We start from the raw sequence: 12,683 nt of genomic DNA on the forward strand, positions 1-12,683 counted from the left end.
CGATGCCGCAGCAGACCGAGTGCCCGAGCTGTTCCGAGCCGATGGACCCGGAGGACGCCTTTTGCAACTCCTGCGGCGCCGGTCGGGACGGCCGGACGGCCCCGGGCGCGATGCCCACGGGCTGGGCCGCCGCCCGGGGTGAGGCCGTACCGCAGCAGCGCGGGCCGGTCTGCGTGCACTGCGGGCAGCCGCAGGTCACCGCGGACGGCTACTGCGAGGGCTGCGGCGGCGCCCAGCCGCGCCCGCGCGACCACATGGAGAAGGCGCTCGGGGGCGTCGCCGGGGTCAGCGACCGCGGCGTGCGCCACCACCGCAACGAGGACAGCTTCACCGTCGCCGCGACCTCGCTGCCCGGCGGCGAGCCGGTCGTGGTCGCCGTGGTGTGCGACGGCGTCTCCTCCTCCGACCGCCCGGACGAGGCCTCGGCGACCGCCGTCGACTGCGCCTCCGAGTCGCTGCTGACCTCGCTGGAGGCCGGCCGCGACCCGGGCGAGGCGATGCGCGCGGCCATCGCCGACGCCGCCAAGGCCGTCGCCGACCTGGCGACCGACGGCGCCGGCCCGGTCCGGCCCGACCTCAACGCGCCCGCCTGCACCTACGTCAGCGCCATAGCCGCGGGCGGCCGGGTCACCATCGGCTGGGTCGGCGACACCCGGGCGTACTGGATCCCGGACGACCGCGCCGCCGCCGAGCCGTTCCGGCTCACCCAGGACGACTCCTGGGCGGCCCGGATGGTCGAGGCCGGGCTGATGGGCGAGGCCGAGGCGTACGCCGACCCCCGGGCGCACGCGATCACCGGCTGGCTCGGCGCCGACGCCGAGGAGGTCGTGCCGCACACGCTCGACTTCACCCCGCACGTCCCCGGGGTGGTGCTGATCTGCACCGACGGCCTGTGGAACTACGCCGAGGCGGCCACCGACCTGGCGTACTACGTCCGTCCGGACGCCCGCACCGAGCCGCTCGCGACGGCGCAGACCCTGGTGAAGTTCGCGGTCGCCGCCGGCGGCCACGACAACATCACCGTCGCCGTACTGCCGATCGACCCGCCGGCCGTGCCGGTCGAGGAGGCCGAGCAGACCCCCACGGCGCTGGACCTGCCGGTCATCACCCGGCGGCCCGTCCCGGAGGACGACGAGGACCACGATCCGACCCTGCCGGACCTCCCGGTGATCGGCTCCCCCGCCGCCCCGCTGCCGCCGGCCCCGCCGGTCCCGCCCGCACCGCCCGCACCGCCCGCACCGCCGGCGGTCCCCCCGGCCCCGCCCACCGCACCGCCCGTCCCGCCGCTGCCGCCGCACCCGCCGACGGCCTGACCCGACCGCCGGGCGGCCCGACCGGCCGCCCGGCGCACGCCACGGCGCCACGGTGCGCCGGCCCCGGCCGGCGGACCGCCCCACCGTCCTGATCACATCCACCCCTCACCCGACGGGAGCCGACCGCCCCATGGCAACACTGGCGAAGCCGAACCTGCCCAGGTTCGACGTGGAGATCTTCCAGAACGAGTACCTGGCCGACGGCGCCCGCGAGGTCAACGCCATCGTCACCGTCACCGCGACCGGCGGCGGCACCTCGGGCGGCCGCCCGCTCGGGATCACCGACGCCTCGCCCGCGAACGCCGACTCGGCCGCGGCCGTGGTGATCCTGGTGGACTGCTCGGGATCGATGGACTACCCCAAGAGCAAGATCAACGGCGCCCGGGAGGCCACCGCCGCCGCCGTCGACGCGCTGCGCGACGGCACCGCCTTCGCCGTGGTCGCCGGCACCCACGAGGCCCGCGACATCTACCCCGGCGACGGCACCCTCGCCACCGCCTCCGCCGCCACCCGCGCCGAGGCCAAGGAGTCGCTGCGCCGGCTCACCGCGGCCGGCGGCACCGCGATGGGCACCTGGCTGGCCAAGGCCGACAAGCTCTTCCTCACCCGCCGGGACATCGCCATCCGGCACACCATCCTGCTCACCGACGGCAACAACGAGCACGAGTCGGCGGAAGACCTCGCCCGCACCGTCGAGCGGGTCACCGGCCACTTCACCGCCGACTGCCGCGGCGTCGGCACCGACTGGCGGATCGACGAGCTGCGCAAGATCTCCTCCGCGCTGCTCGGCACCGTCGACATCGTCGCCGAACCCTCCGGCCTGGCCGACGACTTCCGCTCGATGATGACCGGCGCGATGGGCAAGCAGGTCGCCGACGTCGCGCTGCGGATCTGGACCCCGGCCAACGCCACCGTGAAGTTCGTCAAGCAGGTCGCCCCCTCGGTGGAGGACCTGACCGCCCGCCGCGCCGAGGCCGGCCCCCGGGCCGGCGACTACCCCACCGGCTCCTGGGGCGACGAGAGCCGCGACTACCACGTCTGCGTCGAGGTCCCGGCCGCCGCGATCGGCAGCGAGATGCTCGCCGCCCGGATCAGCCTGGTGCTGCCCCCGCAGGTCGGCGGCGGCACCCCCGAGGTGCTCAGCCAGGGCCTGGTCAAGGCGCTCTGGACCGACGACCTGGCCTCCTCCACCCGGATCAGCCCGCAGGTCGCCCACTACACCGGGCAGGCCGAGCTGGCCTCCTCCATCCAGGCGGGCCTGGAGGCCCACCGCGCCGGGGACGTCGACACCGCCACCGCCAAGCTGGGCGCCGCCGTCCGGATCGCGCACGCGACCGGGAACGAGGGCACCTACAAACTGCTTCAGAAGGTGGTGGACGTGGTGGACCCGAAGGAGGGTACCGTTCGGTTCCGTAAGAACGTGAGCGAGGCCGACTCGATGACCCTTGAGACCCGGTCGACCAAGACGGTACGTGTGAAGAAGTGACCGCTGAAGACGTGACCGGGCCGGCACCCCGGCGCGACGCCGCACCGAGCCGGCCCGAAACGAGGGGGACCTGATGCCGATCTGCCCGAGGGGCCACGAGTCGCAGGCCGAGGACTGGTGCGACTTCTGCGGCTTCCCGATGACCCCGCCGGCCGCCGCGCCCGGCGCCCACGGGGGCGCACCCGCCGGATACCCGCCCGGCACCGGCCCCGCGCCCGGCGCACCCGCCGGGTACCCGGGCGGTGCGTCCTTCGGCGGCCCGCCGCCCCCGCCCGCGATGCCGCCGGAGCAGGCCGTCCCGCCCGCCGGCACGCTGCCCCCGCCGAGCGGGTACCCGCCCCCGGGCGGCTACCCGCCGCCCGGCGCGCAGCAGGGCCTCACCGAGGGCCTGGTCCTCTGCCCGATCTGCCGCAGCCCGCAGACCGGCCGCTTCTGCGAGGAGTGCGGCTACGACTACGAGCTCTCCACGCCCTCGCGCCGCCAGGTCCCCGGCGCCGGCGCGCCCGCACCAGCGCCGGCCCCGGCCCCGCTGAACATCCCGGCCTCGTACGGCGGCGCCCCGCAGCAGCCGCAGGCCCCGTACGGCTACCCGCACCCGCAGCCGGAGCAGCCCCAGGCCGCCCAGCAGGCCGTGGCCCCGCCCGTCCCGCAGCAGCCGCAGGCCCCGGCGCAGCCACACACCTACGGCTACCCCCCGCCCGAGGGGGCGTTCCCCGAGGCGCCGGTGCGCGAGGACTCCGGCCCGGTGTACGCCCAGCCGGCCGGCCCCGGTCCGAACAACCGCGGCGGCGACTTCGGCACGTCCTTCCACCTCGCCCCGCCGCAGCCCCAGCACCCGCAGCAGGAGGCCGCCCCGGCCGAGCCGGTGCGGACCACCTGGATCGCCGTGGTCGCGGCCGACCGGGACTACTTCACCGACATGATGGCCCGCAGCGGCCCCGAGGCGGCCGGACTGTTCTTCCCGCCGTACTGCCCCGAGCGCCGGATCCCGCTCACCGGCCGCGGCCAGCTGCGGATCGGGCGGCGCAGCCAGCACCGCGGCACCGTGCCCGAGATCGACCTGTCCGTCCCGCCGGAGGACCCGGGCGCCTCCCACCAGCACGCGCTGCTCGCCGAACAGGCGGACGGCAGCTGGGTGCTGGTGGACCAGGACTCGACCAACGGCACCACCGTGAACGGCGGCGCGGAGCCGATCGCCCCGCACACCGCGGTGCCGCTCAACGACGGCGACCGGATCCACGTCGGCGCCTGGACGACCATCACGGTGCACCGCGCCTGACCCGTCTCTGAGCGCGCGTCAGCGACAATTCCGGCCGGGCCGGGTGGAATTCACCGTTTCACCCGGCCCGGCCGTTCTTCCCGGTTGCTCAAAGGATCCGCAAATCCCGCTCCGCGATGTGCACAGGACGCTCCGGAACCCCTACTCTCAGGGCACATGACTGCAGCTATATCCGCCGACGGCATCCGTCAGCGGTACGGGGATGTGCAGGCCGTCGACGGGGTGTCCTTCACCGTCGAGGCCGGCGAGTTCTACGGGATCCTGGGCCCCAACGGCGCCGGGAAGACCACCACCATGGAGATCCTGGAAGGCGTCCGGAAACCGGACGAGGGCCGGGTCGAGCTGCTGGGGATGAACCCCTGGCCGCGCAATCCGAAACTGCTGCCGAGAATCGGCGTGCAGTTCCAGGCCTCCGCCTTCTTCCGGAAACTGACGGCCCGGGAGACCATCCGCACCTTCGCGTCGTTCTACGGGGTCGGCCCCAAGCGGGCCGACGCGATGCTGGAGCGGGTCGGTCTGGGCGACAAGGCCGAGAGCCTGACCGAGAAGATGTCCGGCGGCCAGGCCCAGCGCCTGTCCATCGCCTGCGCACTGGCGCACGACCCGGAGCTCGTCTTCCTGGACGAGCCCACCACCGGCCTCGACCCGCAGTCCCGGCGCAACCTCTGGGACCTCCTGCGCGACATCAACGCCGAGGGCCGCACGGTCGTGCTCACCACGCACTACCTGGACGAGGCCGAGGTGCTCTGCGACCGGGTCTCGATCATGGACCACGGGAAGATCCTGCACACCGGCGCCCCGGCGGCGCTGATCCGCGAACTCGACGACACCGTCCGGATCAGCATCGCCTCCGGCCAGCTCCCGCTCGACCGGGCCCGCGAGCTGCTGACCGCGGCCGGCGCCGACATCGCCAACCTGGAGGACGACACCGTCTCGCTCTCCGTCTCCACCCGCCTTCCGGCCCCGGTGCTCAGCGTCCTGGCCGAGCAGAACGCGCTGCGCGGCCTCGAGGTGCGCGGCGCCACCCTGGAGGACGTCTTCCTCCAGCTGACCGGACGGGAGTTCCGCGCATGACCCCCACCACGTCCACCGAGCCGAAGGTCCCCGCCCAGCGGGGCGGTCGGGCCGGTGCCGCCGGCGAGCGGGAACGGGTCAGCGCGTTCTGGAGCCTGTCCCGCGCGATGCTGCTCGGCATGAAGCGCGACCGCACCGCGACCTTCTTCATCCTGCTCTTCCCGCTGGTGTTCCTGGTCTTCTTCGGCACCGTGACCCAGGGCTCCGGCAGCCCGCACGCCAAGGTGGCGCAGGTCGGCGCGGTCAAGCTGTTCGACTCGATGCAGGGCGACGCCCGCAACGGGCTGAACGAGGTCCTGACGATCACCAGGACCGACGACGAGGCGGCCACGCTGGAGAAGGTCCGCAAGGGCGACTTCGACGCGATGATCGAGCAGGGCCCGGACGGCAAGGTCGAGCTGCGCTACAGCGCCGCCGACACCGTCCGCGCCGGCGCGCTCCAGGGCATCCTCAACTCCGTGGTCCAGAGCGCCAACCAGGCCGCCACCGGCCAGCCCCCGGCCTATGTGCTGGACGCCCAGCAGGTCGAGGACAAGTCGCTCAAGCCGATCCAGTTCCTCACCCCCGGCCTGCTCGGCTGGGCCGTCGCCACCGGCGCGGTGTTCGGCGCCGCGCTGACCCTGGTCAACTGGCGCAAGACCAAGGTGCTGCGCCGGCTGCGGCTGGCCCCGATCAGCGCGGGCACGGTCGTCAGCTCCCGGGTCGTGGTCTCCCTGCTGACCGCGCTCCTGCAGAGCGCCGTCTTCCTGGTGGTCGCCACGAGCTTCTTCGGGCTCAAGCTCACCGGGGACTGGTGGCTGGTCATCCCGCTGGTGATCTGCGCGACCCTCGCCTTCATGTCGATCGGCCTGCTGGCCGGTTCGGTCGCCAAGACCGAGGAGGCCGCGAACGGCATCTCGCAGGTCATCGTCCTGCCGATGTCCTTCCTCTCCGGCTCGTTCTTCCCGCTGGACGACGCGCCGGGCTGGCTGAAGGCCATCTCCGAGGTCATGCCGCTGCACTACCTGGTGAAGTCCGCCCAGTCGGTGCTGACCCGCGGCGGCGGCGTCATGGACGCCCTGCCGACCATGGGCGGCCTGCTGCTCTTCGCCGCGGTGCTCACCGCCGTCGCCTGGAAGCTGTTCAAGTGGGAGGACGACTGACCGGCCTGACCGGCCCGGGCGTTCGCCGCTGACACCCGATCCCTCCCGCACCCGACCCGACGGGGTCGTACGCCTCAGGACCCACGACCTCGGTCCCGGTGTACGCCCCCGTCGGCGTCTGCGACCATGGTCGGGTGAGCGAGATCCGGCGAGGCACGTTGAGCGAGGAGACCTTCTACGAGCAGGTCGGCGGTGAGTCGACCTTCCGGCGGCTGGCCCACCGGTTCTACGAGGGCATCGCCGAGGACGAACTGCTGCGGCCGATGTACCCCGAGGGCGACCTCGGCCCGGCCGAGGAGCGCATGGCGCTGTTCCTGATGCAGTACTGGGGCGGCCCCCGCACCTACAGCGACCGGCGCGGCCACCCCCGGCTGCGGATGCGGCACGCGCCGTTCAAGGTCGACCGCGCGGCCCACGACGCCTGGCTGAGGCACATGCGGGCGGCCGTCGCGAGCCTGGAGCTGGAGGCCGACCACGAGCGGCAGTTGCTGGACTACCTGACGTACGCCGCCGCCTCGATGATCAACACTGAGGGCTGAAGCGCCGAGGGCTGAAGCGCCGGGGACTGAACCGCCGAGCCACGCGTCAGCGCGGCGGGCGTCAGCGCAGCGGGCTGAGCCCCAGCCCCGCTCCCGGGGCGGCCGCGGTGCGCACCGCCACCGAACCCGCCGGGGCGCTCAACCGCAGCCAGCCGCCCGCCCGGTGCACCGACAGCGGCGCGCCGGGCTTCAGGAAGCCCACCACGTACGCGGCGTGCACCGCCCGCAACGGCAGCTCCGGCAGCACGGACACCGGGCGGGACCAGATCTCGTCCGCCAGCGCGTCCAGCACCGCACGGGTCCGGTGGTGCTCCGGCACGGCCTCGCTGCGCTCGCGGAACTCCCGGACCCCGGCCATCAGTTCGGGGTACACCTCGGCCACCGGCGGGGCCCCGGCCGACCGCCAGCCGGTGCGCGGCGGCAGCAGCCCGGCCCAGGCCGGGCCGGTCACCGGCGCCGGCAGCGCGACGGCGCCCTGCCCGGCGTCCACGCCGTCCAGCAGCTGACCCGCCGAGACGGTCAGGTCCACCGGCTCGTCCAGGCCGTCCAGCCGCGCGGTGCGGATCGCCAGCGCGCCCGAACCGCCCAGCGGCAGCCGCCCGAACACCGCCAGCACGCCGTCCTCCGCACCCGGCCCCACCGCCTGCAGGCGCACGGCCGCCGCCTTGTCGAAGCGCAGCAGGCGCAGCAGGAAGGCGGAGAGGTCGGCGGCCTCCCCGGCGTCGGCCAGGGCGAGACGGGCGGTGACGGTCAACGCAGCTCAGCTCGAATCATCGGGTGCGGTCGGCAGGTCCGGACGGCGGGTACGGACGGCGGGTACCGACGGCGGGTGCGGTCAGCGGGTCCGGACGGCGGGCACGGTCAGCAGGTGCGGTCGGACGGCGGCGGTCAGACGGCGGCGGGGACGGGCTCGTCCACGAAGCGGCCGAGGAACTCCCGCTCCACCGGCGAGATCCGGCGCGGCCGGCCCTCGGCCAGGTCGTAGGGGACGACCACGGTGGACGCCCGGACGTACACGATGTCGGTGCCGTCCTCGGCGACGTCCTTGATCTCGTAGGAGACGGTCAGCGAGGCGCCGCCGATCCTCGTCACCCAGGTCTCGATGGTGACCGGCTCCGGCCGGTGCACCAACGGGCGCTTGTAGTCGATCTCGTGGCGCGCCACCACCGAACCGCCCGCGAACTCCCCGGCGCCGGCCTCGGCGGCCTGGGTGAACATGAAGTCGATCCGGGCCTCCTCCAGGTAGCGCAGGAAGACCACGTTGTTGACGTGCCCGAAGGCGTCCATGTCGGACCAGCGCAGCGGGCAGGCGTAGATGTGGCGGGCCACGGGTGTTCTCCTAAGTTCCGGTCGCCCGCCGCCGCCCCCCGGTGCCGACGGACGGCGGCGGGGTGCGGCGGTGGGCCGCGGCCCGGCAGGCCGCCCCGGAGGGCAGTCTGCCGGGCCGTTGTGACGGCTGGATGTCAGCCTCGGGTCAGCTTCTTGTAGGTGGCCCGGTGCGGACGGGCGGCGTCGGCGCCGAGCCGCTCGATCTTGTTCTTCTCGTAGGACTCGAAGTTGCCCTCGAACCAGAACCACTTGCTCTCGCCCTCGTAGGCGAGGATGTGGGTGGCCACTCGGTCCAGGAACCAGCGGTCGTGGGAGATGACCACGGCGCAGCCGGGGAACTCCAGCAGGGCGTTCTCCAGCGAGGAGAGCGTCTCGACGTCGAGGTCGTTGGTGGGCTCGTCGAGGAGCAGCAGGTTGCCGCCCTGCTTGAGGGTGAGTGCCAGGTTCAGGCGGTTGCGCTCACCACCGGAGAGCACCCCGGCCGGCTTCTGCTGGTCCGGGCCCTTGAAGCCGAAGGCCGACACGTAGGCACGGGACGGCATCTCGACCTGGCCGACGTTGATCCAGTCCAGCCCGTCGGAGACGACCTCCCAGAGGGTCTTCTTCGGGTCGATGTTGGCGCGGCTCTGGTCGACGTAGCTGATCTTGACCGTCTCACCGACCTTGACCGAGCCGCTGTCCGGGGTCTCCAGGTCCTGGAGCATCTTGAACAGGGTGGTCTTGCCGGCGCCGTTCGGACCGATGATGCCGACGATGCCGTTGCGCGGCAGGGTGAAGCTCAGGTCGTCGATCAGGACCTTCTCGCCGAAGGCCTTGTTGAGGTTCTCGACCTCGATGACGACGCTGCCCAGACGCGGGCCCGGCGGGATCTGGATCTCCTCGAAGTCCAGCTTCCGCATCTTGTCCGCCTCGGCCGCCATCTCCTCGTAGCGGGCCAGACGGGCCTTGGACTTCGCCTGGCGGCCCTTGGCGTTGGAGCGGACCCACTCCAGCTCTTCCTTGAGGCGCTTGGCGCGCTTGGCGTCCTTCTGGCCCTCGACCTTGAGACGCGACTGCTTGGTCTCCAGGTAGGTGGAGTAGTTGCCCTCGTACGGGTAGGCGCGGCCGCGGTCGAGCTCGAGGATCCACTCGGCGACGTTGTCCAGGAAGTACCGGTCGTGGGTGACGGCCACGACGGTGCCCTTGTACTTCTCCAGGTGCTGCTCCAGCCAGTTCACCGACTCGGCGTCCAGGTGGTTGGTGGGCTCGTCGAGCAGCAGCAGGTCGGGCGCCTCCAGCAGCAGCTTGCAGAGCGCGACGCGGCGCTTCTCACCACCGGAGAGCTTGGTGACCGGCCAGTCGCCGGGCGGGCAGCCCAGGGCGTCCATGGCCTGCTCCAGCTGGGCGTCCAGGTCCCACGCCTCGGCGTGGTCCAGGTCCTCCTGAAGCTTGCCCATCTCGTCCAGCAGCGCGTCCGAGTAGTCGGTCGCCATCAGCTCGGCGATCTCGTTGAAGCGGTTGAGCTTCCCCTTGATCTCCTTGACGCCGTCCTCGACGTTCTCCAGGACCGTCTTGGTCTCGTCCAGCGGCGGCTCCTGGAGCAGCATGCCGACGGTGAAGCCCGGCGAGAGGAAGGCGTCGCCGTTGGAGGGGTGCTCCAGGCCGGCCATCATCTTCAGCACGGTGGACTTACCGGCGCCGTTGGGGCCCACGACGCCGATCTTCGCTCCGGGGAGGAAGCTGAGCGTCACGTCGTCAAGGATGACCTTGTCTCCGTGAGCCTTGCGCACCTTGCGCATCGTGTAGATGTATTCCGCCACGTGAGATCGCTCCGGCGTCGTCGGGAGTATTCGGCTTGCAGCCTTCCATTGTGCCGCACCCGGCCGCGGGCCCCGAACCGCCGGGGTGCCCCTCGGGGGTATCCCCGGCCCGCCGGTGACGGCGTCCGAGGCCCGGCACTCCCCTTCTCCCACCGGGCCGACGCCCGCGGCCCCCGCCGGGGACCGACCACGGACCCACCGACGCGAAGGAGCCCGGCCCCCCGCAGCGCGTGTGGGGGGCCGGGCTCCTGCTTCACGGCCTCAGGGGGTCAGCCCCCTCGGCCCGCGGAGCGGATCAGGCGGTGGTGCGACCGTGGCGGCCGCGGCGGCGCAGGACGAAGACGGCGGCGCCACCGGCCACGACCAGGCCACCGGCGACGGCGGCGAGGATCGGGGTCGAGTCACTGGCACCGGTCTGGGCCAGGCCACCGGTGCCGGGGGCGGCGCTGGTGGTCGACGGGGCCGGCTGGCCGGCGCCGGCGCTCGGGGTGCCCGACGGGGTGCCGGACGGGGTGCCGGAAGGCGTGCCGGTCGGGGCCGGGGTGGACGGGCCGGGGGTCGGCGTGCCGGTGCCGGTGCCGGTCTTGCAGTCCAGGACGCCCTTGAACTCGCGGCTGTAGCCGTTCGGGCCGGAGACGGTGATGTCGTACGCGGTCTTCTCGTCGACCTTGACCAGCACGCTCTCGGTCTTGCCCGGCTGGACGGTCAGCGACTGCTTGCCGACCGTGACGGTGCCGGCCTCGTCGCCACCGTTGGTGACGGAGACGCGCACGCCACCGCTGGCGCACTCGACCTTGGCGGTGCTGTCGATCAGCGCGCCCTTGCCCTGCTTCCAGGTGGCCTTGGCGGCGTCGGCGACGCTGAGCTTGCTGGAGCCGGCCAGGATCATGGTCTGGCTGTGCTCCTCGCGGGTGTAACCCTTGCTGAGGAAGACCCGGCCGCTGGGGACGACGGTGGAGGCGCTGGCGTTGACCGTGACCGAGCCGTCCGGGGTGCCGGCCGGCACGTCCAGGAACAGCTGGGTGTCCTTGGCGATCGGACCGGCGATCGAGCCGCCGACCGGCTTGTTGTCCTTGTCCAGCAGCTTGACCTTGTCGGCGGCGTCGCCGCTGACGGCCAGCTTCACCTCGGAGGCGCTGGAGTTGAGGGTGAACGGGCCGAGCTTGGCGCCGGACTTGCCGGAGACCGAGTCCGGGCTGAGGGTCAGCGACGGCTTGGGCTCGGCGGCGATGCCCTTGTTGGCGGCACCGGTCAGGTAGTCGCGCAGCTTCTTGGCGTTCTCGTCGTGCGGGACGGCGTTCTTGTTGTCCGAGAACTTCCAGATCGCGGCCTGGGTGCCCGCGGCCGCGGCCTCGGGGCTCAGGTTGCCCGTACCGGCGGCCTTGGAGAGCGCCGTGAGGTCCTTGACCTGGGGGTACGAGTTCTCCAGGATCCAGCGGATCTTGGCGGCCGCCTCGGTCTTGTTCTTGTCGCCGAGGGAGCTGGAAGCCCAGTCCGACTCCTGGTACTGGATCTTCTTCCGGATGTCCACCGGGAACCCGAAGTCGATGCAGTAGGTCTGCAGCTCGCCGTCGGCGGTCTTCAGCGTGAACAGGCCGCCGTCGACGGTGCCACCGTCGACGTCGATCTTCTCGCCGAGCATGGTGGGCTGCACCACCGCGGTCACGCCCGCTCCCGGGGTGTCCGCCGCGACCGCCGCACCGGCCGCGAACAGGCCTCCGCCCAAGGTCAAGCCGGTCGTGAGCATGACAGTGGTTATCCGGGACAGACTCCGCCCCTGCCTCTGGAACATCTGGGATCCCTCCGGGCCGGGCCGCTCCGAGGGGCGGACCCGCCGACTTGCCGTGCCGCGCGTGCCCCCTGTGGCACTGCTGCGGGTATGAACCAGACGAATCCTATTGACCCCCAGAGGCCCCGAAACCCCCATGCGAAATCAGGACGATTCCGTATCTGGATCGTTATCAACCCCCTCAGGATCCCCACAAACTGACGGTCGGACAGAAACTCCGGGCTGACTTTCGGTTATCCGGTCGGATTGCGCACGCGGGAACAACAACCTTCTCGATCAACATATTTGTCGACAGAGAAGGCCATCGACCCGTCAGCTCCGCGCATCCGGCCCGCCACCTCCCCGCCCCCTTCCGGCTACCACGCCCTGGTCGTCCGTCACCGACCGGTCGCCCGGCGGCAACGCCCGCGGACCGGGCGCCGGAGCCACCGCCGGAGCCCCTCCCGGCAGCGCCGCGGCGGCCACCGCGGCGGCCTTGCGCGCCTCCAGTGCGCTCACGATCCACTCCGGCACCGGCTCGCCCCCGACCCCCGCGCCGGCCGGCCCCGCACCGCCCGGCGGCTGCCCCCGCACCCCGGCCGCCCAACGGAACGCCGAGGTACCACGGGTGAGATCGTGTCCGACCGATCGGGCGTCGATCTCCACCCGACTGCGCTTCGCCTCCCCCTCCGTCCACTCCCGCACCCGCAGCCGACCGCTCACCAGCACCGGATCGCCCTTGGCCAGCGAGCCGATCAGGTTCACCGCCAGCGCCCGCCAGGCCGTGACCGTCACCCACTGCGTCTCGCCGTCCACCCAGCACTCGCGCTGCCGGTCGTACCGCCGCTCGGTGCAGCCGAGCCGGAAGTTCGCCATCGGCACCCCGCCGGCCGTCTCCCCGTAGCTCACCTCCGTCGCGACATTGCCGACGACCGTCACATGCGTCTCGTTCAC

11 protein-coding genes are annotated in these 12,683 nt (G+C 72.7%); 6 read left to right on the forward strand and 5 right to left on the reverse strand.

What is annotated here, in order from left to right; all coding sequences use genetic code 11:
* The first annotated feature begins 2 nt into the window (after positions 1–2).
* From ACYP53_RS01965 to ACYP53_RS01990, 6 genes are all read left to right on the forward strand, one after another.
* On the forward strand, positions 3–1,313 hold the full coding sequence (locus tag ACYP53_RS01965; protein WP_459646498.1) for a PP2C family protein-serine/threonine phosphatase: 1,311 nt from the start codon (positions 3–5) through the stop codon (positions 1,311–1,313).
* Positions 1,314–1,443: 130 nt separating this feature from the next.
* Entirely contained in the window at positions 1,444–2,799 is a 1,356-nt protein-coding gene (locus ACYP53_RS01970; RefSeq protein WP_189916521.1) for a vWA domain-containing protein, read from the forward strand.
* A 73-nt stretch (positions 2,800–2,872) separates the two neighbouring features.
* Positions 2,873–4,078: an FHA domain-containing protein gene (locus ACYP53_RS01975; RefSeq protein ID WP_459646499.1), complete on the forward strand. Its 1,206-nt coding sequence runs from the start codon at positions 2,873–2,875 to the stop codon at positions 4,076–4,078.
* Between the two features lie 156 nt (positions 4,079–4,234).
* Complete coding sequence (locus tag ACYP53_RS01980; protein WP_189916523.1) at positions 4,235–5,152, forward strand: ABC transporter ATP-binding protein; 918 nt, start codon at positions 4,235–4,237, stop codon at positions 5,150–5,152.
* Positions 5,149–6,294, forward strand: a complete 1,146-nt coding sequence (locus ACYP53_RS01985; RefSeq protein ID WP_459646500.1) for an ABC transporter permease — start codon at positions 5,149–5,151, stop codon at positions 6,292–6,294. Before ACYP53_RS01980 ends, ACYP53_RS01985 begins: the two co-directional genes overlap by 4 nt.
* Positions 6,295–6,428: 134 nt before the next feature.
* Complete coding sequence (locus tag ACYP53_RS01990; RefSeq protein ID WP_189916524.1) at positions 6,429–6,833, forward strand: globin; 405 nt, start codon at positions 6,429–6,431, stop codon at positions 6,831–6,833.
* A gap of 61 nt (positions 6,834–6,894) precedes the next feature.
* Here ACYP53_RS01990 and ACYP53_RS01995 read toward each other — a convergent pair whose 3' ends face one another.
* The 5 genes from ACYP53_RS01995 to ACYP53_RS02015 form a co-directional block, all read right to left on the reverse strand.
* Entirely contained in the window at positions 6,895–7,587 is a 693-nt protein-coding gene (locus tag ACYP53_RS01995; protein WP_459646501.1) for a hypothetical protein, read from the reverse strand.
* A gap of 134 nt (positions 7,588–7,721) precedes the next feature.
* Positions 7,722–8,162 carry an acyl-CoA thioesterase gene (locus ACYP53_RS02000; protein ID WP_189916526.1) on the reverse strand — a complete coding sequence of 147 codons (441 nt, stop codon included), beginning with the start codon at positions 8,160–8,162 and terminating at the stop codon, positions 7,722–7,724.
* 134 nt (positions 8,163–8,296) lie between these two features.
* Positions 8,297–9,961: an energy-dependent translational throttle protein EttA gene (ettA, locus tag ACYP53_RS02005; RefSeq protein WP_189916527.1), complete on the reverse strand. Its 1,665-nt coding sequence runs from the start codon at positions 9,959–9,961 to the stop codon at positions 8,297–8,299.
* Between the two features lie 295 nt (positions 9,962–10,256).
* On the reverse strand, positions 10,257–11,708 hold the full coding sequence (locus tag ACYP53_RS02010) for a Cys-Gln thioester bond-forming surface protein (RefSeq protein WP_189916528.1): 1,452 nt from the start codon (positions 11,706–11,708) through the stop codon (positions 10,257–10,259).
* A 354-nt stretch (positions 11,709–12,062) separates the two neighbouring features.
* Positions 12,063–12,683: a single-stranded DNA-binding protein gene (locus tag ACYP53_RS02015; protein ID WP_189916529.1), complete on the reverse strand. Its 621-nt coding sequence runs from the start codon at positions 12,681–12,683 to the stop codon at positions 12,063–12,065.

Source organism: Kitasatospora sp. Ki12 (assembly GCF_054601375.1).

Coding starts and splice junctions, on each gene's coding strand:
- ACYP53_RS01985 (WP_459646500.1), top strand. CDS start 5,149: ATGACCCCCACCACGTCCACCGAGCCGAAGGTCCCCGCCCAGCGGGGC.
- ACYP53_RS01975 (WP_459646499.1), top strand. CDS start 2,873: ATGCCGATCTGCCCGAGGGGCCACGAGTCGCAGGCCGAGGACTGGTGC.
- ACYP53_RS01980 (WP_189916523.1), top strand. CDS start 4,235: ATGACTGCAGCTATATCCGCCGACGGCATCCGTCAGCGGTACGGGGAT.
- ACYP53_RS02010 (WP_189916528.1), bottom strand. CDS start 11,708: ATGCTCACGACCGGCTTGACCTTGGGCGGAGGCCTGTTCGCGGCCGGT.
- ACYP53_RS01970 (WP_189916521.1), top strand. CDS start 1,444: ATGGCAACACTGGCGAAGCCGAACCTGCCCAGGTTCGACGTGGAGATC.
- ACYP53_RS01965 (WP_459646498.1), top strand. CDS start 3: ATGCCGCAGCAGACCGAGTGCCCGAGCTGTTCCGAGCCGATGGACCCG.